We start from the raw sequence: 21,454 nt of genomic DNA, 5'->3' as shown, positions 1-21,454 counted from the left end.
TGCTTTAGCGACCGGCCTTGGGGGCCTTCCAGCGGGCGATGCCGCGGGCCACCAGGTTCAGGATCATCACAAAGGCGATCAGCGTCAGGGACGCCGCCCACGCACGGTCGTACGCCGCGTTGGCTCCCGCGCTCTGCGCGTACTGCTGATAGATGTACAGCGGCAGCGACGCCTGCGCACCCTCGAAGGGGTTGTTGTTGATGAACGGGTTGCCGAACACCAGCAGCAGCACCGGCGCGGTCTCGCCCGCGATTCGGGCGATGGCCAGCATGATGCCAGTGGTGATACCGCCGATGGAGGTCGGCAGGACCACCTTCAGGATGGTGCGCCACTTCGGCACACCGAGCGCCAGCGAGGCCTCGCGCAGCTCGTTCGGGACGAGCTTGAGCATCTCCTCGGTGGAGCGGACGACGACCGGCATCATCAGGATGGCCAGGGCCAGCGAACCGGCGAAGCCGAACGGCTGCATCTTGAAGATGAGCATCAGGCTGAGGATGAACAGACCCGCGACGATCGACGGGATACCCGTCATGACGTCGACGAAGAAGGTGACCGCCTGGGCGAGGCGGCCGCGGCCGTACTCCACCAGGTAGATCGCGGTCATCACGCCGATCGGGGCGCCGATCAGCGTGGCGAGACCGACCTGCTCCAGGCTGCCGATGATGGCGTGGTAGATACCGCCGCCCGGCTCGGAGTCGGCGACGACACCCATGGAGTGGCTGAGGAAGTAGACGTTCAGGACCTTCACGCCGCGCGAGATGGTCACCCAGACCAGGGAGACCAGCGGGACGACGGCGAGCAGGAAGGCGACCCACACGAGCGAGGTGGCGACCCGGTCCTTGGCCTGGCGGCGGCCCTCCACGCGGGCGGCGACGCCGTAGGTCCCGAGGATGAAGAGGATCGCGGCGATCAGGCCCCACTGGATCTTGCTCTGCAGGTCGGCGGCCAAGCTGATGCCGATCCCGAGGGCGAGGGAGCCGGCGGCGATGGCCCACGGCGTCCACTTCGGGAGGCTGGCGGCGCGCAGCGTGCTGGGCCGCTTGTCGACGACGGCGTGGCTCATGCGTTGGCCCCCGAGTACTCCTTGCGGCGGGCGATGATCGCACGGGCCGCGCCGTTGACCAGCAGGGTGATGACGAAGAGCACCAGACCGGAGGCGATCAGCGCGTCGCGGCCCTGCTCGGTGGCCTCACCGAACTTGCTGGCGATGTTCTGGGCGAAGGTGCCGCCGCCCGGGTTGAGCAGGCTGGCCTGGATGTCGTAGCTCGGGGAGAGCACGGTGGCCACGGCCATGGTCTCGCCGAGGGCGCGGCCGAGGCCGAGCATCGAGGCGGAGATGACGCCGGAGCGGCCGAAGGGCAGCACCGCCATGCGGACGACTTCCCAGCGAGTGGCGCCGAGGGCCAGGGCGGCCTCCTCGTGCATCTGCGGAACCTGGCGGAAGACCTCGCGGCTCACGTTGGTGATGATCGGCAGGATCATGATCGCCAGCAGGATGCCGACGGTGAGCATGGCGCGGGGAGCGCCGCCGTCCCAGGAGAAGATGCCGGTCCAGCCGAGGTAGTCGTTCAGCCAGCCGTACAGGCCCTGCATGTGCGGGACGAGGATCAGGGCGCCCCAGAGGCCGTAGACGATGGACGGCACGGCGGCGAGCAGGTCGATCACGTAGGCGATCGGGCCGCTCAGCCGGCGCGGGGCGTAGTGCGTGAGGAACAGCGCGATCGCCACGGCGACCGGGACCGCGATGACCATGGCGATGATCGAGGAGACGATCGTGCCGAAGGCCAGCACCGCGATACCGAAGGTCGGCGGCGTGAGGTTGGTGTTCCACTCGAAGGTGGTCAGGAAGTTCCCGTGGTCCTTGCTGATGGCCAGCGAGGCGCGGTAGGTGAGGAAGACCGCGATCGCGGCCATGATCACCAGCAGCAGGATGCCGGAGCCGCGGGACAGGCCGAGGAAGATGCGGTCGCCGGGGCGGGTCGCGCCGCGGGCGATGCGCTTCTGCGCGGCCACGCCGCGCTCGGGCGTGGGAGGAGATGCGTCAGTTGTCTGGGTCGATATGTCCATCAGGGTTCTCCGGTCTGCGGAGCCGCGGGGTGGGCGGCTCCATGGAGCCGCTCCCCTTCCCAGGGTCGCGGCTCCGGGCGGCGGTGCACCGGACGGTGCGGCCCGGGTCTCCGAGGAACCGGGCCGCACTCTCGGATCAGGTCAGCTCAGGCCGGCAATGGTGGTGCGGACCTTGGCGATGATCTCGGCGGGGATCGGCGCGTAGTCGTTCTCCGACAGGACCTTCTGACCGTCCTCGCTGGCGATGTAGTTCAGGAAGGCCTTCGTGGCGGGCAGGGTGTCCGCCTTGTTGCCCTTGTCGCAGACGATCTCGTACGTGACCAGGGTGATCGGGTAGGCGCCCTCGGCCTTGGTCTTGTAGTCGAGCTTCAGGGTGAGGTCGTTGCCCGTGCCGACGACCTTGGCGGCCGCGATGTCGGCGGTGGCGGAGTCGGTGGACGGCTTGACCGGGGCCTTGGCGCCGGTGGCGATGGCGACCGTGTTCATGTCCTTGGCGTAGGACAGCTCGAAGTAGCCGATCGCGCCGGAGTTCTGCTTGACGCCCTGGGCCACACCGGCGGAGCCGGAGGCCGCCTGGCCACCCTGCGCCTGCCAGGCCTTGCCGCCGGAGTACTTCCAGTTGCCCGAGGTGGCGATCAGGTACTTGGTGAAGTTGTCCGTGGTGCCGGAGTCCTCGGAGCGGTGGAAGGCCTGGATCTTCAGGTCGGGGAGCTTCGCGCCCTTGTTCAGCGCGGCGATCGCCGGGTCGTTCCACTTCTTGATCTTGCTGTCGAAGATCTTGGCGATCGTCGGGGCGTCCAGGACCAGGTTGTCGACACCCGGGACGTTGTAACCGAGGGCGATCGGGCCGCCGACCATCGGGAGGTCGATGCCCTGGCCGCCGGAGCAGACCTTCTTGGAGGCGGTGACCTCTTCGGGCTTCAGGGCGGAGTCCGAACCGGCGAACGCGATCTGGCCCTGGTTGAAGGAGGTCACACCGGCGCCGGAACCGGCACCCTTGTAGTTGATCTGGACACCACAGGCCTGCGAGAAGTTCTTGACCCAGGCGTCGATCGCGTTCTTCTGCGCGGACGAGCCGTCGGCGAGGAGCTGGCCCTTGGCGTTGTCGCACTTGATGGAGCTAGCGCTGGCGGAGCCCGACGGCTTGCCCGTGGCGTTGCCGTTGCCGTTGTCGTCGGAGCCGCACGCCGTCAGGGCCAGGGCGCCGGAGACGGCGAGAGCACCGAGAGACAGGGCGCGCAGCCGGTTCTTGCGCTGAAGCATCACTTTCGGAAGTTCCTTCCAGGAGCCGCCGCAGGCAGTCGGCGGCGTGCGAAGTACTGCGTGCATGAGCGCGTCCATGGCCGCCCACGCACCGGGTAGGGCCGAAATTAGGCAGAACAGGTGAAGCCGCCGATGGCCATAAATGAACGGAGGGTGAACCCCTGCCGTCGGCCCGGTAAGGTCACGGAATGCTTACGGGGAGAGCACATAGGGGTTCCGACTACAGGGGGATACGAACCCTCACTCGACGGCCGTTCCCCCGTCCGCGGGAACCCTTGTGCGCATGGCGTCGTCTCGTTCCAGGAGAGCCGAGGAAAGGCGACGAACATGGAACGGCGTACGTTCATCTCGGGCGGCGCGGCCGCACTGGCAGCGACCGCGCTGGCCGGGTGCAGTACTGGCTCGGGAACAGCCGCCAGGTCCTCGGCACGCACGCTGTCATCCTCCGGTACGGCGCTGAAGACCACCAGTCAGGCAGCCGCCGCCAACTGGGCGGCGCTCGCCCGCGACCTGGACGGACCCCTGCTGCGCCCCGGGGACGCGAGCTGGAAGACGGCCCACCAGCTGTACAACACCCGCTTCGACGGCCTGAAGCCCGCCGCGGTCGCCTATGTCGCCCACGCCGACGACATCCGTACGACCCTGGCGTACGCCCACGCCCACCGGATACGGGTGTCGATACGCAACGGCGGCCACTCCTACGCCGGCTACTCCTCGGGCGACAACCGGCTGATCCTCGACGTGTCCAAGCTGAACCGCGTCCGCGTGAGCGGCGGGACGGCGGTGGTCGGCGCCGGCTCCAAGCTGATCGACGTCTACCGGGCGCTGGGCGCGAAGGGCGTGACCATACCCGCGGGCTCCTGCCCCACGGTCGGCGTCTCCGGCCTGGTGCTCGGCGGCGGCCACGGGGTCGCCTCCCGCGCCTACGGCCTGACCTGCGACAGCCTCACCCAGGCGACGCTGATCACCGCCGACGGCACCCAGGTGACCGCTGATGCCAGGAACCACTCCGACCTCTTCTGGGCGCTGCGCGGCGCGGGCAACGGCAACTTCGGCGTCGTCACCGAGCTGCACTTCAAGACGCACGCGGCACCGCAGGCGGTGACCGCGTACCTGACCTGGTCCTGGTCCAAGGCGGCCGCGGTGATCAAGGCCTGGCAGGAGTGGGGCCCGTCCCAGCCGGACGAGATCTGGTCCTCGCTCCACCTGTCGAACACCCCGGGCGGCACCCCTGCGATCTCCGTGGCCTGCTTCTCCCTCGGCACCTACGGCGAACTCCAGAACGCGGTGGACCGGCTGGCGCACCAGGCCGGCGCCGACGCCCGGTCGGTGACCCTGCGCCGCCGGGGCTACGAGGAGGCGATGGAGATCTACGCCGGCTGCTCCTCCTTCTCCACGGACGCCCAGTGCCACCTCCCGGGCTCCACCCCCGGCCGCTCCCCGCAGGGCCGCCTGGGCCGGGAGACCTACGCGGCCCGCTCCGACTTCTTCGACCGCTCCCTTTCCGCGGCAGGCATCCAGACCCTGCTGAAGCAGATCGGTTCCGTCCGGGGCGGCGCGGGCAGCATCGCCTTCACGGCCCTCGGCGGCGCGGTCAACCGCGTCTCCCCCACGGCCACGGCCTTCGTCCACCGCCGCTCGCGCATGCTGGCCCAGTACATAGCCTCCTGGGGTGCGGGTGCCTCCGGCGGTTCGGCCCAGTCCTGGCTCACCTCCGCCCACAACGCGATGCAGCCGTACGCCTCCGGTGCGGCGTACCAGAACTACACGGACCCGACGCTGACGAACTGGCGCAAGGCGTACTACGGCGACGCGGCAACCCGCCTCGGCAAGGTGAAGAAGCAGTACGACCCGGAGAGGTTCTTCTCCTACGCGCAGGGGTTGTGAGCAGGGGGGTGGCTCGGCAGGGGTCTCGGCTGCGGGCCGGTTACGCAGCCAGGTCCTTCTCCTCGGACTCCACCGGCCGGCGCGCACCCGGCACCAGCGCATCCCCCTGAGCCCCGCCCGGCTGGCGCCGCACGAGCCACCCCGCCCGCGGCGAGCGCTCCACCGCCTTCATCAGCGGGGTCAGCAGGGCCATGGCCGGCGGCGACAGCAGCAGCGCGACCGCCGTACCCAGCGCGAAGCCTCCGACGACGTCGGTCGGGTAGTGGACGCCCATGTAGACCCGGCAGAAGCCCTCCAGCAGGGCCAGGCCGATGCCCGCGAGGCCGAAGCGGCGGTTGGCGACGAACAGGCCGACGCCGAGGGCCATCGTGATCGTCGCGTGGTCGCTGACGAAGGAGAAGTCGGTCTTGCCGGTGACGAGGACGTCCAGCCCCCGGTGGTCGACGAACGGGCGGGGGCGTTCGACGAAGCCCCGGATCGGTACGTTCACCAGGACCGCGAGGGCCGCCGCGAGCGGGGCCCACACCAGCGCGGCGACGGAGGACGCGGCGTCCTCCTCGGCCCGGCGGCGCACCGACCACCAGCACCACAGCACGAGCAGCACCATCGCGACGAGCAGTCCGTACTCGCCCACGAACTCCATGACCCGGTCGAACCAGTGCGGCGCGTCCTTGGCCAGGCCGTTGATGTCGTAGAGCAGGTCGACGTCGGGGTTCGATCCGGATTCGGCGAGTACAGCCATGGTGCTGTGGCCCCTTCGTCGTCTTCCCGGACGCACCTCGTGTGCGTCGCTCCATCCCCCCGTGGTGTGTAGATCCGCTTCCGTTGCACTGCCGCACTGACGTCCGCTCGGCTACGTCAACAGGAACGCACGGCCCCCATCAATACGTTCCACTCTCCACGGAATGATCACTCAGACGTTATCGAAGAGAGACTCATCACCCCAGCTCAGGGGGCAGGTTCACGGACGGTTCACACCTTCGTGGGGAGTGCTTTTGCGCCATCCTCGGTGACCCGCGTGGCACCGAAGTAGTCGGGGGTGTCGACCGGGTCGAACCGGATCACGGCACCCGTGCGCGGCGCGTCGATCATGTACCCGCCGCCCACGTAGATCCCCACGTGCCGGATGGCGCGCGAGTCGGTGAGGTCGTCCGAGAAGAACACGAGGTCGCCGGGGAGCAGTTGGTCCCGCGAGGGGTGCGGGCCCGCGTTGTACTGGTCGTTGGCGACCCGCGGCAGGGTGATGCCGACCTTCTCGTACGCGGCCTTGGTCAGACCGGAGCAGTCGAAGCGTCCGCCCTGGTCGGCGGTGCCGTTGCCGCCCCACAGATAGGGCGTGCCGAGCCTGCTCTGGGCGAACGCGATGGCCCCTGCCGCCTGCCGGGTGGGGTCGATCCGGGTGACCGGCACGGCGAAGCTCTTCGCCAGGCTCTGGATGCGCTGGACGTAGTTCTGCGTCTCGCTGATGGCCGGCACGCCGCCCGCCTTTATGACGCGGTAGGCACCCGCGTTGTAGGCGGCGAGCATGTTGTCGGAGACGTTGCCGGGAACGTCCTTGACGTACTTGGCGAGTTCGCAGTCGTACGACGCGGCCGACGGAATCGCATCGCTCGGGTCCCAGATGTCGCGCTTGCCGTCGCCGTTGCCGTCGATGCCGTGCGTCGCCCAGGTGCTCGGGATGAACTGGGCGATGCCCCGCGCGTCGGCGGGGCTGACGACCGTCGGATTCCAGCCGCTCTCCTGGTACAGCTGGGCGGCGAGCAGGGCCGGGGTGAGCGCGGGGCACAGGTTGCCCCACTGCTGCACGAGCCCCTGGTAGGCGGCCGGCACGGCTCCCTTGGCGAGCCCGCGGCTGCCCGTGGTGAGGCCGTTGACGAGGTTCCCGGCGACGACGTACACACCGACGACGAGCAGCATCACGAACGCGAGCGCGGCGCCGACACCGGCCCCCGCCGCGATCCATGCCCTACGCACCGTCAACCGCCCCTCGCCGCCCGGGAGTACGCCGGACGTCAGTGTACGGCCGCAGGTCCCGGAGCCGGTCGCAACCGGCCCTGGCCGGACCCTGTCCAGTCGGAAACCGTCCTAATCCAGCAGCCCCTCCAGGACGACGGTCCGCAACTCGGCGTACCGCTCGGCGAGATCGGCCCGCCGGCTGAGGACGTCGGAGACGTGCTGCATGCCGAAGAACGCCGAGACGATGACCCGGGCGGCCGAACGCGGTGTGACACCGGCGCGCAGGCGGCCCTCCTTCTCGACCGCCTCGACCAGGCCGGTGAGGTAGTCCTCCCAGCCGATGTACGGCTCGGGCAGGTCGGCGTCGATCAGGGACCGCTCGATCTGGAGCCGGGCGCCGGCCTGGACGACGACGTCGTCGCGGAAGGCCTCGGTGACCCGGTCCAGGACGGCGACGAGCGCGTCGAACGGCGCCGGTTCGCGGGCCGAGACCTGCTCGAGGATCACCGGCCAGCGGGCGTAGTGCTCCTGCACCACGGCGACGGCCAGGTCTTCCTTGTTCTTGTAGTGGAAGTACACCGCCCCCTTGGTCATCGACGCCCGTTCGGCGACGTCCTGCAGCGTCACCGTGGCGTAGCCGCGCTCGGCGAAGAGTTCGGCCGCCATCTCGAGGATGTGGGCCCTCGTCCGCCGTGCCCGTTCCTGCTTCGGCTCCGCCCTGCTGCTTGGCATCTCGCCACCACCTTCCCGAGGATCTCCATTGCAATATACATTCCCGAAGGTATATTTCTTGGTGCCGGGGGGCCCAAGGACCAGACGGGCACCCCCGCATCTGCGCGTACGCATACAGCCTTGGGGGGAAACAGGCATGTCTGTCAGCACGCTGCGGTCCGCTTCGACTGTTCCGATGGAGCACGTCCGGGCGGCTCTCACCTTCGACCGCACGGTTCCGCGCCAACTGGTGCACCGCGCCTCCGTCACCGAGGTCTTCCTCACCGACGGGGCCAAGGTCACCTCCGACCGCTTCCTGGTGGGCGCCCAGTGGCCGCGCCACCACGCGCTCTACCACCCCGACGAGTCGGGCCGCTGCGACTTCATGCTGCTTGCGGAAACGGTCCGTCAGGCGGGCATCTTCCTGCTGCACCGCTTCCACGACGTTCCGCTCGGCCACCACTTCGTCTTCAAGTCCCTCGATCTGCGCGTCGACGACTTCGCCGCCCTGCGGGTGGGCGCCACTCCGCTCGGCGCGGTCCTGGACGTGTCGGTCACGGCGACGCCCCACCCGGACGCGCGGCGCTTCGACGCCCGGCTCGACGTCACCATCGAGGTCGACGGACAGCCCTGCGCGTACAGCACGGTCGAAGTGGTCGTGGTCGACGCACGCCGCTACGAGGCCCTCAGGCACCGCGGCCGGGACCTCACGGGCAGCATCCGGGCCAGGTGCCCGGCGACGCCCACGACGGCACCGGTGATCGCCGGCCGCCAGGACGCCAACGTGCTGCTGCGCACCGCGGCCGACGACGACTCCTCGACCTGGCTGCTGCACGTCGACCTGCAGCACCCGGGCTACTTCGAGCACCCCTCGGACCACGTGCCCGGCATGATGCTGCTGGAGGCGTTCCGCCAGGCCGGCCATCTGACCGCGGCCAGCAACTGCGTCCTCACCTCGCTCGAGGCCCGGTTCCGGTCCTTCGGGGAGCTGTTCCAGCCCATCGTCATCCGCTCGGCCACCGGCCCCGACGGACTGCTGCGGCTGACCGCCGTACAGGACGAGCGCACCCTCGCCGAGGCCGACGCCTTCTTCATCCGGGACTGACCATGGATCTCCAGCGTCTGCGCACCTTCCGGGAAGTCGCCCGAGAGCTGAGCTTCACCCGTGCGGCGCGGAACCTGCACTACTCCCAGCCGACCATCACGGCCCAGATCAAGGGACTCGAAGAGGCCGTCGGCACGCCACTGTTCGTGCGCCGCGGCAACCGCGCCGTCGAACTGACCTCGGCGGGCGCCCGGCTGTGCCCGTACGCCGACCGGATCCTGGACCTGGTCGATGCCGCCCACACGGAGCTGCACGCCGGCCGGTGACACCGGCCCGCCACTCCGCACACCACCCGCAAAGGTTTCCATCCTCATGACGACCGACCCCGTCAGAGCCGCGTTCTTCGACGTCGACGAGACGCTCATCGCCTGCAAGAGCATGCTGAGCTTCCTCGCCTTCCACTGGGGCCGCGAGGGCCGCGCCCCCTCCCGGCTGACCGCGGCACGGGCCGCACTCGGCCATCAACTCCGCTCGGGCGTCCCCCGGGAACAGGTCAACCGCGCCTACTACCGCCTGCTGCGCGGCAGCCGCGAGGCGGACCTGGAGGAGAGCGGCCGTCTCTGGTTCGCCCGCGAGAACGCCCGCGACCTCTTCCACCCGCCCGTCCGCGAGGCGTTACGAGAGCACCACCGCGCCGGGGACCTCACGATCCTGCTCTCCGGCTCGTTCGCCGCATGCCTGGCCCCCATCGGCCAGGCGGTCGGCGCCGACCTCCTCGTCTGCACGACCCCCGAGGTCACCGACGGCATCCTCACCGGCGACCTCACCGACCGCCCGATGATCGGCCAGGCCAAGGCGGACGCGGCCCACCGCATCATGACGGCCTTCGCCCTGAACCCGTCCGACTGCCACGCCTACGCGGACGACGCCAGCGACCTGCCCCTGCTGACGAGCGTGGGCCACCCGGTGATCGTGGGCAGCGACCCTACCCTGACCATCCACGCGACCAGGGAGAACTGGCCCCGCCTGCCGGGCCCGGCCCTCAACGGCCTCTTGGCAAAGGCAGCCTGAGAAACGGCTACGCCGCAGTTCCCCGCGCTCCAACATCCCTAGGGGCGCGGGGCTGTGTCGATATGCGGCTCCGCCGCGTGCGTTTTCACGCCTCCAGAGCCCACAACACGACATCCCACAGCTCATCGGTCTCCTCCTCGCCGCTCCACCGAGTCGCGTGCGCCCCCATGAGCAGCGCCACCACGAACCGAGTCAGCGCCTCGGGCCGATGCGCCGCATCGATTCGCCCTTCCCGCTGAGCGTCCCGGATCAACTCAAGCAATCGGCCCCGGAGTTCATCGAAGGGCGCCGGCTCACGGTGATCGACCCGAGCCGCATCGGCAGTGAGCCTCAACCCCGCCGCGAACCGCACATCGTCGTCAATCCTGCGCGCCAACCCCACGGTCAGCTCCCGCAGGGAACTGCCCGCCGCCGCCAGCACCTTGCCCCACTCCTCCTCGAACGCCCCGGTCAGCTTGTCGGCCAGCTCCGCCTTGGAGGCGAAGTGACCGTAGAGCGCGCCCTTGGTGACGCGAGAACGGGCCGCGACATCGGCCAGGTTCGTGCCCGCGAAGCCGTGAAGAACGAACTCGACCGCCGCCGAATCGAGGAGCAGCTCGCGCGTGCGCCGCGCCCTGTCCTGCTTCACCACGTCCGTCCCCCACTGTCGACCGATGTAACCAGCAAGAAAATACCTTCTCGATCGAATCTTTTTCTACCCGCATTGCTCCCCGCAAACTTCCGCGACCGGAAAGGCAGCCATGACCACCGCCCTCCCTGCCCCGCCCCTCGCCCCGACGGCCGTCACCGCGCTCGCGGCCCGGCACGCCCGCGCCGCCGAGGAGGCCACCGGACTGCACCCGGAGGTGGTCGCGGCCCTGCCGGCGACCGGATTCGCCCGCCACTTCGTGCCGCGCCGCCGGGGCGGACGGGCGGGCGGCTTCACGGAGTTGGTGAGCGCCGTGGCCGCCGTCGGCGAGGCGTGCGCCTCCACCGCCTGGTGCGGCGCACTGCTGGCCGGGCACGCCCGGCTGGCGGCCCATCTGCCCGAGGAGGCCCAGGCGGAGCTGTGGGCCGACTCGCCCGACACGGCGATAGCGGCGGCGGTGGTCCCGCCCGCCGGCCGGCTCACCCGCGTGCCCGGCGGCTGGCGCCTGACCGGGCGCTGGGGGTGGGCGAGCGGCGTCGAACACTCCGACTGGATCCTGCTCGCCACCCTGGACGAGCAGCCGGCCGGTCCGCCCGCCTACCGCATCCTGCTGCTCCCGCGCCAGGACGTCCGCGTGCACCGCACCTGGGACAGCGTGGGCCTGCGCGGCACGGGCAGCCATTCGGTGAGCGTCGAGGACGTGTTCGTACCGGAACACCGTTCCTGCCTGCGGGACGCCCTGATGACGGGCGTACGCGAGCCGGACGCGGCGCCCTGCCACCGGGTGCCGTACCCCCTGGTCGCCGCGCTGCTGTTCTGTGCGCCCGCGCTCGGTGCGGCCCGGGGCGCCCTGGACGCGTGGACCGCGCTGAGCGAGGAGCGCGGCGCCACCACCGATCCCGGCCTCCAGCGGACCCTCGCCCGCTGCTCGGGGGAGATCGAGGCGGCCGCGCTGCTGCTGGAGACGGCGGCGCAGCGCGCGGACCGGGCCGCACTCACGCCCCCTGCGGCCTTCGAGCCGGAGACGGCCGCCCGCAACCAGCGCGACGCCTCCCTCGCCGCCGACCTGCTGACCGGCGCGGTGGAGCACCTGTTCCGCACCGGGGGCGCCCGTGCCCTGAGCCAGGCGAGCCCCCTCCAGCGGGCCTGGCGCGACATCCACGCGGTGGCGGCCCACGCGACCCTGCAGCCGGGCCCGGCGGCAACGGCGTACGCGACGACGGTGTTTCCGCAGGCCACCGACTAGGCGGCGGGCAGTCACAGGGCCCGGAGCAGTTCCTTGCTCCGGGCCCTGCGCCATGTCCCCGGCCCCCGTTCCATCAGCCTTCTCGATAATATTTGATACCTTCGCGAAGGTTTTGTTTCATGGAGTCATGACCGAACCCACCAGCTCCACTCCCGCCTCCGGGGAGGGCGCGCAGGCACCGCTTCCGGGGCGTCACGGGGCGAGCAGGACACCGCTGGCCGATGCCGTGCTCGCGGTGGCCCGCCGGGACATCGCCTCCTTCCACGCCCTTCCGCTCTCCCACGGGCGGTCGATCCGCGACTCCCGGATCCGGGAGTCCTACGAGGCCCTCTTCGGCGCGGCCCAGCTCGCCGCCGACGTGTCGTACAGCGGCACGATGCTCGACTCCTTCTTCCGCCCCCGCGGCCCGCTCCGTGAGGCCCAGCGGCTCGCCGCCGACAGCTTCGGCGCCGATGCGACGTTCTTCCTGTCGACCGGCACCAGCACCGCCAACCGGGTCGCCCTCTCGGCGCTGGCCCGCCCCGGCAGCCGGGTCCTGGCCGACCGCAGCTGCCACCAGTCGGTGCACTTCGCCCTCGGCGCCCTCGGCGTGGACGTCACCTACGCGCCCATGCAGAAGTGCTGCGCCGGCTGCCCCCGCACCTTCGGCGATCTGCCCCGGCTGCTGGAGACGTTCCGGACGGCGGTGGCCGAGGGCCGGCCGTACGACACGGTCGTGCTGTCGGCGGTCTCGTACGACGGTGTCCGCTACGACCTGCCGACGGTGCTGGCCGAACTGGCCGCGGCCCACCCCACGGTGTCGGTTCTGGTCGACGAGGCCTGGGGCGCGGTACACCGCTTCCACCCCCAACTGCGGCCGCTGACCGCGCTGCACGCGGTGGAGACCCTGCGCCGCACCGAGCGCCCGCTGCCCCTGAGCGTGGCCGTGACGCACTCGGCGCACAAGTCGATGTCGGCGCTGCGGCAGGGCTCGTACCTGCACCTGATCGGCGACGGCGAGGCCCAGGAGCGCACCGCACAGGCGCTCTTCCAGCACCACACCACCTCGCCGAGCTGGCCGGTGCTGGCGAGCCTGGACCTGGCCCGGCTGCAGGCCGAGACCGAGGGCGAGCAGCTGCTGGAGCGGTCGCTGAACCTGGCCCGCACCCTGCGCACCGAACTCGGCACCGACCCGCGTCTGTCGGCGTACCGCGCGCTCGGCCCGGAGGGTCATCTGACCGACCCGGCGCTGCTGGTGAGCGACGACCCGACCCGGGTGCTGGTCGACATCAGCGCGCTCGGCATCACCGCGGCCGACTTCCGCCGGATCCTCTTCGACGAGTACGCGCTCTACGTGGCCCGGGAGAGCGGCGACGCCGTGCTCTTCCACGTCCACATCGGCGTCGACGAGGCCACGCTGCTCAGGCTGCTGGACGCGCTGCGCACCATCCAGCGCACCTACCGCACCGCGTCCGAGGCCCTGACCCAGGGCACCTCGGACCACTTCATCATCGCCTACCCGCCGGGCATCCCCATCACCGTGCCCGGTGAGCGCCTGTGCGACCGGACCCTCGGCGAGATCGACGCGCTGCGCTCCAGCGGCTGCGAGATCTACACGCTGCAGCAGCCCGGTGCCTCCACCGCCGCCTACGGCGTCCCCGCAGGTCCCGCAGTACCCGCAGTCCCCGCAGTTTCCGCCGGAAGGAAGTGACGTCAATGATCAAGCTCTCGGACATCCGCAAGCACGCCGAGCGCCGCCCCGGACACGTCGCCGTGGTCGACGGCGAGGTCCGGCTGACCTGGGCCAACCTCGCCGACAAGGTCGCCCGCGTGGCGAGCGCCATCGAGGAGAGACTGCCCGACATACGGCCCGCCCGCGCGGTGTTCGTCGCCGAGAACCGCTGGGAGCTGGTCGTCGCCATGGCGGCGGTCTCCTCGCTCGGCATCCCGTGCGTCGGACTCGACTACACCGCCGGACCCGAGGCCACCGCCGGCGCGCTGGAACAGCTCCAGCCGACCGTGATCATCAGCACCTCCGCCCAGCGCGCGGTGCTGACCGAGGTCGGCTGGCCCGAGGGCCGCGACGTCCTCGACATCCGGCTGGACAGCGACCCGCCGAAGGACGCGCAGGGCGTCTCCTTCACCGACCTGCTGCTGTCGGAGCCGGGCGAACCACGGCCGGTGGAGCAGCCGTTCGAGGCGTTCTCCTTCACCTCCGGCACCAGCGGCATCCCCAAGCTGGTGATCCGCCGGGCCTCCTTCGAGGCGCGCCGGTTCGCCGACCTGGTGGACCAGTACTCCTTCGACGAGGACGACGTCCACCTGGTGACGGTCCCGCTGTACCACGCCTCGGGTCCCGGCTGGGCGAGGATCTTCCTCTCCCTCGGCGGCACGGTCGTCCTCGGCCCCTACGACGACACGGCCGCCCTGATCCGCCTGATCCAGGACGAGGGCGTCTCCACGACCCTCATGGTCCCGCCGGTCCTCAAGCGGGTCGTCGCCCACCCGGACTCCGAGCACCTGCACAAGACCTCCCGGCTGCACTTCGTGCTCTCCGGCGGACGGCACCTGAACCGCTGGGTCGTCAACAACACCTGGGACCGCCTCGGCCCGGTCCTGCACCTCTACTACGGCACCACCGAGACCGGTGTGAACGTCATGATCGGCCCCGAGGAACTGCATGTGGCGCCCTGCCGCTCGGGCCGTCCGATGCCGGGCAACACCATCGCCGTCCTGGACCCGGAGAACCGCCCGGTGCCCAAGGGCATCCGCGGCCGGGTCGCGATCGCCAGCTACCAGCTGATGGACTCCTACGCCACCGCCGAGCCGGAGTTCCTCGACCTCGACTACGGCGGCCGCACCCAGCGCTTCCTGCTCACCGGCGACAGCGGCTTCATCGACGAGGCCGGCCGGCTCGAACTCACCGGCCGCAACGACGGCGTGTCGAAGGCGGCCGAGGGCAAGCCGCTCGACGTCAACATCTTCGGCCTCGAGAACGACCTGATGGACCTGCCCTGCGTCCGCGAGACCGCCGTACTGCGCACCAAGCTGCAGGACACCGGCGAGGAGGTGCTGATCGTGCCGTTCGCGCCGGTCTCCCCGGAGCGGCTGGAGAGCGGCGGGCGCGCGGTCGCGGCCGCCTGCGCCCGCCGGGTGCCGTGCCTGCCCGCGTACGTGATCCCGGTGGAGGCCATCCCGTACAGCCCGACCGGCAAGGTGCGGGCGGCCCGCCTGCTGGAGACGGTGCTGCCGCTCGTCCGCGCCGAGGCAGCGGCCCGCCGCACGGAACTCGTCCCCGCCTGACCCACCACTGCTGTCCCCGCCGTCCCCCCCACTCGACAGGAAGAGTCATGAACGATCAGAAGAACTACGGCCGAGGCCTGTTGCTGTGCCTCCTGGCCACCGTGTCCTGGGGAGCGATGTTCCCCCTCATGGACGTGACCCTGAAGCACATCGACCCGTTCACCTTCACCTGCCTGCGGTACGCGATCGCCGGCGCGATGTTCCTGGTGTTCCTCAAGCTGCGCGAGGGTGCGGCCGGGTTCAAACTGAAGGGCGAACGGATCGGCCTGGCATGGCTGTTCGGCACGGCGGGCTTCGCCGGCTTCCAGTTCCTGGTGTTCTTCGGACAGGACCTCATCGGTGCGCGGGGCGCCCTGAACGCCTCGATCATGATGGCGACCATGCCCATGATGGGCTTCCTGGTGAACTGGGTGCTGCGCAAGGTCGTTCCGCCGAAGGGCGCGCTGGCCTTCATCGCGATGTCCTTCGTCGGCGTCATCCTGGTGGTCTCCGACGGCAGCCTCAGCACCCTCTTCGCCCACCCGTCTGACTTCGGCCCCGACGCGCTGCTGCTGTTCGCCGCGCTGTGCTGGGTGATCTACACCTCGGGTGCGACCTACTTCCCGACCTGGTCGCCGATCAAGTACACCGCGATCACCACGGTCCTGGGCCTGGCCAGCGCCACCGTCATCACGGCGATCATCCTGGCCACAGGCGGCGTCGCGGTCCCGACCGCCCACGCCGTGACCTCGATCCTCCCCGAGCTGGCCTACATGAGCATCATCGCGGGCTTCGTGGGCGTGCTCGGCTGGAACTTCGGCAACAAGTACCTCGGCCCGCTCAACGGCGTCCTCTTCATGGACGTCGTCCCGATCACGGCGTTCATCATCTCCGCGCTGACCGGCGTGATCCCGGCGGGCATGCAGGTCGTCGGCGCCTCCCTGACCGCGCTGGCCCTGGTCCTCAACAACCTGTACCTGCGCAAGGTCGCCCAGCGCACGGCGGCCGAGGCGGCGGCGAAGGCCGCGGCGGAGAAGGCGCAGGTGGCGTCGGCGGAGGCCAAGGCGGCACCGGTGACGGCGGCTCGCTGACCGGACCGGATCGACCGCAGTCAAGCGGCTGCCGTGGGGGTACGCCCCGCACGGCAGCCGCGCTGCCATGTCCGCCGGACTCAGGGATCGGCGGTCGCGTCCTTGTACAACCCGGCCGTTTCGGCACCCAGCACCACGCTGTAGGAGGTGTCCGCGGTGGAGCCGCCCTTCTCGTGCCCGCCGAGGACCCCGACCACCTGCTGGTCGCCGTTGATCCAGGGACTGCCGCTGGTGCCGGCGGTGAACTCCGGGCAGTCGATGCGCTGCTGCGTACGGCTGTGCAGGGACGGCTTGTTGGTGCAGCTGATGGGCACCTCGCGCTCGTCCGGATACCCGGTGACGGTCACGGCCGTGGCACCGGTGGTGGTCCCGGTGGCGATCCGATTCCCCCCGACGACGTCCTCGACCCGCTGCCCATCCGCCCCATCGACCCGGGCGAAGGCGATGTCACTGTCCTCGTCCTCCCCCTTGGCCCACCCGTCGGGCAGGAACCGCTTCCCCACCTTCCACAGCCCGAAGGGCGCCCGCCCGTCCCGGTACCCCGGCGCGAACACCAGATCCCCCTCGTCCCCGCCCACACAGTGCGCGGCGGTGACGATGAGATCGCGCTGCGGGCTGTGCACGACGGAGGCGGAGCAGAAGTGCCCGCCGGCCGGCTTGCCGGCCTGGTCCGCGTCGAACAGCGCGCCGACCCGCACGCTGTGCCGTGTCGCAAGGGTGGCGGCGGTGACCCCGAAGGGTCCGGGCCCGTCGTCGGCGGCGGCCACGGACGCCGAGGTGAAGGCGAGCGTCACCACGGCGCATCCCAGAGCGGGGCGCGAGGTGAGCCAGATGCGTGAGATGCGCTTCATCAGGCCTCACTCTCTCCCACGAAGGTGAGAAACGCGCCCTGACTTCACCGAGATTTTCCTGTGAACCGTCCCTAGGGCTGCCTCCGTCCCTCCGCCTCGGCGGCGCCTATGGCTGCGTATGCGGGTTCGGTGGAAGGAACGACATCCCGCTCGGCATCGGATCCACCGTACTGTGCGGCCTCCGCTCCCGCCTCCGCGTCACGCTCCGCACAGGCGCTTCACACCCCCTCACTCTCCGTGCACTCTCACTCACGTCAGGCCATCCCGCTGGCAAGGGTAAGCGCCGAGAGGTCGTGTACGGCGAGGACGGTACGGAGGGTGGCTCGGGCGATCCCCGGTGCGCGATTCTTCACCGAAATCGGGGGAGAGTAAGACCATCCACCCATGTGGGTGACCAGAGCGCGCAGAGGCAGGACGGGATGCCCGTGAGGAACCACCCGACGTGGCGTCAACTCCGGTTCGGGGCCGAACTGCGCAAGCTGCGCGAGCGAGCAGGCCTGACGTCAACGCAGGCCGCACAACTGCTCGGCATGAGGCAGGCGCAGGTCAGCAACATGGAGAGCTCGACCTCTGACCCGGCACTGAACTTTTGGGCAGGTGCATACGTATCACCCATAGGCGGCCCCTCTCCCAGAAAGGGGTGAGCCGCATGACACACACGGCACATTTGACCCGTACGACACTCGGCGCGACGGCCGTGGCCTTCTCCGCCGCTCTCGTCCTCGCCGCCTGCTCCGGCGGAGGCGGCGGGCAGGCGAACGGCTCAGCGAGTTCCGGCACGCCCAACGCAGGCTCGGGCACCCGGGTGACCGTCACCGAGACCGAGTTCGCGCTGAAACTGTCCCGGTCGGCCTTCACACCGGGCACCTACACCTTCGTCGCCGACAACGCCGGCAAGATCCCACACGCCCTGTCCATCGACGGCCCCGGCGTGGAGGACGCCAAGACCAAGAACGTCCAGAGCGGACAGGAGGCAACCGTGACGGTGACCCTCAAGAAAGGCACGTACGACCTGTACTGCCCGATCGACGGACACAAGCAGCTCGGGATGGATCAGCACATCAAGGTCGGCTGACGATCCGTACCGGCGGAGAGGGCAGCATTCGAACCTGCGTGGGCTCTGAGATGATCGATTCCAAGGGTTGGTGGTCGTAGCCATTCTGGTCCGGAGGGGTGGCGCGGCCCCATAGGCTGAGCCCCCGTCCGTACTGTCTGGGGGAGTAATGACCAGTAGGTTCACCGAGTTGGTCGTCGACTGCCAGGATCCGGAGCGGCTCGCGGCCTTCTGGTGCGCGGTCCTGGGCTTCAAGGTGATCGACCGGAGCGAGGGCAAGGTCGAGATCGGCTCCTGGGAGCCGACCGTCGAGGAGGTCCGGGCCCGCCAGATGCCGCCCACCCTGCTCTTCATCCAGGTGCCCGAGGGCAAGACCGTGAAGAACCGGCTCCACCTGGACGTCAGCCCGATCGACGGCAGTACCGACGACGAGGTGGCCAGGCTGCTTGGCCTGGGCGCCGCCAAGGTGGACGTGGGCCAGGGCCCTGACCGGAGCTGGGTGGTCATGGCCGATCCCGAGGGCAACGAGTTCGACGTCGTGCGCTCCCTGGCACCGTCCCATTGGATGGTCACTCCCGAGGGTTAGTGGTCGTAGCCGGTCAGTGAGCGCAGGACGGGCTGTCCGCTCTGGTCGTTGTGCCAGATGGCGGTGGTCAGCGTGAGGATGCGCTGCAACGGCCGAAGTAGTTCTTGTCGCCGATCAAGGTCTGTCCCGGCCGGGTGGCGAGGAGTTCCGGTTCGGCGTCGAGCAGGTCCAGCAGGGTCTCGCGCTCATCGGCCTTCGCTCCGGTCAGGGCGAAGGCGACGGGCAGTCCCTGGAGCGTGCACACCAGGTGCAGGCGCAGGCCCCAAAAGAAGCGGCCGTGGCTGGCGCAGTAGCCGTACTCGGCGAGTTCTGGAAGCACCTGGGGGCTTGCTTCGGAACGGCCGTTGTGCGCTGCACGGGGAGAGCCGGGGCCTGTCAACGGCCGTCAGGATGGACGGCAGGCATCGCAGGTGTGGCTGTCCATCGCTGCCGCCAGGTCGCGAGCCGCCGCCCGCACCGCGGGATCCTCGTCGCTGGCCAGTACGCTCACCGTGCCGCTGCCGCTGAGCACGGCTTGGTGAGCTGCGTGCTGCACGGTGATCTGCGGAGGATTGCCGTGTTCGAGGACAGCCTGCAGCAGTTCGATCACTCCGGGCCGGACTGTGACCGAATCGGTCACAGCGAGACCCCCCTCGCGCCGGGTGATCCGGCGGAGCAGCTCGACGGCCTTGCGCAGGCGCTTGTTGTAGCCGGGCTGCTGGGGCAGGTACGGAAACAGATGCCGCAGGTGAGCGCGGGCGTGGCGGAGCCACTTCGCCTCGGAGGTGAACCCGAGCATGGCCTGCATCACCGCGAGGGTGACCAACTCGGCGTCGGTGAGTTTCGGGGTGATCCCGACAGCTGGTCGCCACGGCGCGAGATGCGGCGATGCCTTCAGCAGGTCGTCGGATTTCACGTACAGCGCCGTGGCGAGGGAGTCCAAGTCTGGCGTCACAACCGCACTTTGGGCTCCCTCACCTCATGCGTGCAGCCGATCCCTTGGAATCGATCATCTAGTCGACGTCCACCGGACCGTCGTCCGACTTCTTCTCCTTGCTCGCGGACAGCTGGATCAGGCCGTCGCCCCTGCTCTCCTCGGCGCGGCGGCCATCGGCCTCCTGCCCGTTCAGGTTCTGCCGGACCGAGTCGAGGATGGTCAGGCCCTGGGACACCAGGCCGGCGGCGATCTCGCCGAGGCCGTCCGCGCCGTTGAGGACGTTGACGTTGGCGCCGGCGAGGCCGCCGGCGGCCTCCTTCACGATCTGCGGGAGCTGGTCGATCAGCATCCGGTCGAGCGCGACCCGGTCGTACGAGGCCGCCGCCTCCGCCTGGATCTTCATCCGCTGCGCCTCGGCGGCCGCGAGGATCCTGACCCGCTCGGCGTCGGCCTCCGCGGGCTTCACGACCTCGGCCACCAGCTGCTGCTGACGCAGCTTGGCCTGCCGCTGGGCCAGCTCCGTCTGGGCGGCGAGCACCTCCTGCTGCGCGTGCGCCTGCGCCAGCGGTCCGGCCTGCGCGGCCTGCGCCTGGGCGCGGTCCACCTCGGCCGAGTACTCCGCCTTGACGATGGCGGTCTGCCGAGCGTATTCGGCCTGCTTGCGGGCGGCCGCCTGCTCCGCCTCGACCGCGGCCTGGGTGGCCTGCGCCTGGGCGATCTGCGCCTGTCGCTGGATGGCCGCCTTGTGCGGCGCGGACATCGCGTCGATGTAGCCGGTGTCGCCGTCGTCGATCGACTGGATCTGCAACGAGTCCACGATCAGACCGATCTTCGCCATCTCGGTCTTGGAGGTGTCCAGGACCTCCGCGGCGAGCTTCTGCCGCTCGGTGACGATCTCCTCGACCGTCATCGAGCCGATGATGGCCCGCAGGTGGCCGGCGAAGATCCGGCCGGTGAGCACCGACATCTGCTCCTGGTCGGAGAGGAACCGCTGGCCCGCGTTGATGATGCTCTCGTGGTCGTTGCCGACCTTGAAGGCGATGACCGCGCGGACGTGCAGCGAGATGCCCTGCCGGGTCACACATGTCTCGGTGACCTCGGACTCGCACATCGACAGGGTGAGGAACCGGACCTTTCGGAAGATGGGCAGCACGAACTTGCCGTGGCCCGTCACGACTCGGAACGGCGCGCCTCCCAGTCCCCTCCGGCCTCCCGAGATCAACATCGCCTCGTCGGGGGCGGGGACGCGGTATCCGAACATGTCTGTACTCCTCAGCCGGCGTCGGCGGTGTCCCCGCCGAGCGCATCCAATGGGTCAGCCCACTCGATGACGCCGACTTCGCGGCATCCCCGTGATTCGATCACGAGGACCGTCGCGCCCGTGGGCAGGGGGTTCTCCGACCAGGCGAGGAAGGTCTCGGAGCCGCCCCTGACCCGCACCAGGACCTCGCCGGGGCCCGCGGATCCGCGGGTTCCGATGAGCACTTTCCCCGTGCAGCCGATCACGGCGTCGTCCTGCGGCATCACCGGCCGTCCTCCTCGTCCTGGCCCCAGGATTCCGACGATAGACCCAGTCGGATCGGGGACCCAACGGGACCCCGAACCCGGCCGGATCGGGGACCCAACGAACCCCGGACCAGTCGGATCGGGGACCCAACGGAACCCCGAACCCAGTTGGATCGCGGACCCGACGGAACCCAGGACCCAGTCGCATCGCGGACCCGACGGGACCCGATTGGACCCGACTGAACCCGACTGAACCCGACGGGCAGGAGGACTCGGCCCCGCCGCCGGGATGGACGGGCCCTGAGTGCGCCTGCC

General features: G+C 70.1%; 20 protein-coding genes and 2 pseudogenes. 11 read left to right on the top strand and 11 right to left on the bottom strand.

Translation table 11 applies throughout. The features are described 5' to 3' along the window. Nucleotides 1-4 precede the first annotated feature (4 nt). The 3 genes from pstA to pstS all read right to left on the bottom strand — a co-directional run bounded on the left by pstA (nt 5) and on the right by pstS (nt 3,333). On the bottom strand, nt 5-1,063 hold the full coding sequence (gene pstA, locus ACZ5DS_RS22665; protein WP_468241391.1) for a phosphate ABC transporter permease PstA: 1,059 nt from the start codon (nt 1,061-1,063) through the stop codon (nt 5-7). Continuing rightward, entirely contained in the window at nt 1,060-2,067 is a 1,008-nt protein-coding gene (pstC, locus tag ACZ5DS_RS22660; protein WP_468241389.1) for a phosphate ABC transporter permease subunit PstC, read from the bottom strand. The genes pstA and pstC overlap by 4 nt, the downstream gene beginning before the upstream one ends. Nucleotides 2,068-2,208: 141 nt before the next feature. Beyond that, nucleotides 2,209-3,333, bottom strand: coding sequence for a phosphate ABC transporter substrate-binding protein PstS (pstS, locus tag ACZ5DS_RS22655; protein WP_468241387.1), 1,125 nt, complete (start codon nt 3,331-3,333; stop codon nt 2,209-2,211). 324 nt (nt 3,334-3,657) lie between these two features. Between pstS and ACZ5DS_RS22650 the strand changes: the two genes are divergently transcribed. After that, nucleotides 3,658-5,217: an FAD-binding oxidoreductase gene (locus tag ACZ5DS_RS22650; protein ID WP_468241384.1), complete on the top strand. Its 1,560-nt coding sequence runs from the start codon at nt 3,658-3,660 to the stop codon at nt 5,215-5,217. Between the two features lie 40 nt (nt 5,218-5,257). On the opposite strand, the gene ACZ5DS_RS22645 is transcribed toward ACZ5DS_RS22650, so the two are convergent. The 3 genes from ACZ5DS_RS22645 to ACZ5DS_RS22635 all read right to left on the bottom strand — a co-directional run bounded on the left by ACZ5DS_RS22645 (nt 5,258) and on the right by ACZ5DS_RS22635 (nt 7,905). Beyond that, the gene (locus ACZ5DS_RS22645) at nt 5,258-5,959 is read right to left on the bottom strand and encodes a phosphatase PAP2 family protein (protein WP_468241382.1); all 702 of its coding nucleotides are present in this window, start codon (nt 5,957-5,959) and stop codon (nt 5,258-5,260) included. Between the two features lie 230 nt (nt 5,960-6,189). Then, on the bottom strand, nt 6,190-7,191 hold the full coding sequence (locus ACZ5DS_RS22640; RefSeq protein WP_468241380.1) for a C40 family peptidase: 1,002 nt from the start codon (nt 7,189-7,191) through the stop codon (nt 6,190-6,192). Between the two features lie 111 nt (nt 7,192-7,302). Beyond that, nucleotides 7,303-7,905, bottom strand: a complete 603-nt coding sequence (locus ACZ5DS_RS22635) for a ScbR family autoregulator-binding transcription factor (protein ID WP_468241377.1) — start codon at nt 7,903-7,905, stop codon at nt 7,303-7,305. 175 nt (nt 7,906-8,080) lie between these two features. Between ACZ5DS_RS22635 and ACZ5DS_RS22630 the strand changes: the two genes are divergently transcribed. The 3 genes from ACZ5DS_RS22630 to ACZ5DS_RS22620 are packed head-to-tail and all read left to right on the top strand — an operon-like array spanning nt 8,081 to nt 10,000. Next, nucleotides 8,081-8,989 (top strand): ScbA/BarX family gamma-butyrolactone biosynthesis protein, encoded by a 909-nt coding sequence (locus tag ACZ5DS_RS22630; RefSeq protein WP_468241375.1) that lies wholly within the window; start codon nt 8,081-8,083, stop codon nt 8,987-8,989. A 2-nt stretch (nt 8,990-8,991) separates the two neighbouring features. Continuing rightward, the gene (locus ACZ5DS_RS22625; RefSeq protein ID WP_468241373.1) at nt 8,992-9,255 is read left to right on the top strand and encodes a LysR family transcriptional regulator; all 264 of its coding nucleotides are present in this window, start codon (nt 8,992-8,994) and stop codon (nt 9,253-9,255) included. Nucleotides 9,256-9,301: 46 nt separating this feature from the next. Beyond that, on the top strand, nt 9,302-10,000 hold the full coding sequence (locus ACZ5DS_RS22620; RefSeq protein WP_468241370.1) for an HAD family hydrolase: 699 nt from the start codon (nt 9,302-9,304) through the stop codon (nt 9,998-10,000). An 85-nt stretch (nt 10,001-10,085) separates the two neighbouring features. Here the strand turns inward: ACZ5DS_RS22620 and ACZ5DS_RS22615 are convergent, their stop codons facing one another. After that, on the bottom strand, nt 10,086-10,631 hold the full coding sequence (locus ACZ5DS_RS22615; RefSeq protein ID WP_468241367.1) for a TetR family transcriptional regulator: 546 nt from the start codon (nt 10,629-10,631) through the stop codon (nt 10,086-10,088). A gap of 109 nt (nt 10,632-10,740) precedes the next feature. Between ACZ5DS_RS22615 and ACZ5DS_RS22610 the strand changes: the two genes are divergently transcribed. From ACZ5DS_RS22610 to ACZ5DS_RS22595, 4 genes are all read left to right on the top strand, one after another. Beyond that, nucleotides 10,741-11,874 carry an acyl-CoA dehydrogenase family protein gene (locus tag ACZ5DS_RS22610; RefSeq protein ID WP_468241365.1) on the top strand — a complete coding sequence of 378 codons (1,134 nt, stop codon included), beginning with the start codon at nt 10,741-10,743 and terminating at the stop codon, nt 11,872-11,874. Nucleotides 11,875-12,001: 127 nt separating this feature from the next. Beyond that, nucleotides 12,002-13,564 (top strand): aminotransferase class I/II-fold pyridoxal phosphate-dependent enzyme, encoded by a 1,563-nt coding sequence (locus tag ACZ5DS_RS22605; RefSeq protein WP_468241362.1) that lies wholly within the window; start codon nt 12,002-12,004, stop codon nt 13,562-13,564. 5 nt (nt 13,565-13,569) lie between these two features. Further along, nucleotides 13,570-15,156 carry a class I adenylate-forming enzyme family protein gene (locus ACZ5DS_RS22600; RefSeq protein WP_468241360.1) on the top strand — a complete coding sequence of 529 codons (1,587 nt, stop codon included), beginning with the start codon at nt 13,570-13,572 and terminating at the stop codon, nt 15,154-15,156. Nucleotides 15,157-15,203: 47 nt separating this feature from the next. Next, nucleotides 15,204-16,226, top strand: a complete 1,023-nt coding sequence (locus ACZ5DS_RS22595) for a DMT family transporter (protein WP_468241358.1) — start codon at nt 15,204-15,206, stop codon at nt 16,224-16,226. Between the two features lie 80 nt (nt 16,227-16,306). Here the strand turns inward: ACZ5DS_RS22595 and ACZ5DS_RS22590 are convergent, their stop codons facing one another. Further along, complete coding sequence (locus ACZ5DS_RS22590; RefSeq protein WP_468241355.1) at nt 16,307-17,077, bottom strand: trypsin-like serine peptidase; 771 nt, start codon at nt 17,075-17,077, stop codon at nt 16,307-16,309. A 419-nt stretch (nt 17,078-17,496) separates the two neighbouring features. On the opposite strand from ACZ5DS_RS22590, the pseudogene ACZ5DS_RS22585 reads away from it, so the two are divergent. The 3 genes and pseudogenes from ACZ5DS_RS22585 to ACZ5DS_RS22575 form a co-directional block, all read left to right on the top strand. Continuing rightward, nucleotides 17,497-17,649: pseudogene (locus ACZ5DS_RS22585) on the top strand (helix-turn-helix domain-containing protein); the annotation flags it as partial. Nucleotides 17,650-17,726: 77 nt separating this feature from the next. Beyond that, nucleotides 17,727-18,152 carry a plastocyanin/azurin family copper-binding protein gene (locus ACZ5DS_RS22580; protein ID WP_468241353.1) on the top strand — a complete coding sequence of 142 codons (426 nt, stop codon included), beginning with the start codon at nt 17,727-17,729 and terminating at the stop codon, nt 18,150-18,152. A gap of 148 nt (nt 18,153-18,300) precedes the next feature. Beyond that, the gene (locus ACZ5DS_RS22575) at nt 18,301-18,717 is read left to right on the top strand and encodes a VOC family protein (protein ID WP_468241351.1); all 417 of its coding nucleotides are present in this window, start codon (nt 18,301-18,303) and stop codon (nt 18,715-18,717) included. Here ACZ5DS_RS22575 and ACZ5DS_RS22570 read toward each other — a convergent pair. The 3 genes and pseudogenes from ACZ5DS_RS22570 to ACZ5DS_RS22560 form a co-directional block, all read right to left on the bottom strand. Further along, nucleotides 18,714-19,651, bottom strand: a pseudogene (locus ACZ5DS_RS22570) (transposase). The gene ACZ5DS_RS22575 and the pseudogene ACZ5DS_RS22570 overlap by 4 nt on opposite strands. 58 nt (nt 19,652-19,709) lie before the next feature. After that, on the bottom strand, nt 19,710-20,894 hold the full coding sequence (locus tag ACZ5DS_RS22565; protein ID WP_468241348.1) for an SPFH domain-containing protein: 1,185 nt from the start codon (nt 20,892-20,894) through the stop codon (nt 19,710-19,712). A gap of 11 nt (nt 20,895-20,905) precedes the next feature. Next, nucleotides 20,906-21,157, bottom strand: a complete 252-nt coding sequence (locus ACZ5DS_RS22560) for a hypothetical protein (protein WP_468241346.1) — start codon at nt 21,155-21,157, stop codon at nt 20,906-20,908. Nucleotides 21,158-21,454 lie beyond the last annotated feature (297 nt).

Source organism: Streptomyces sp. NPDC031100 (genome assembly GCF_055570785.1).
This window is presented reverse-complemented; position numbering and strand designations above follow the sequence as displayed.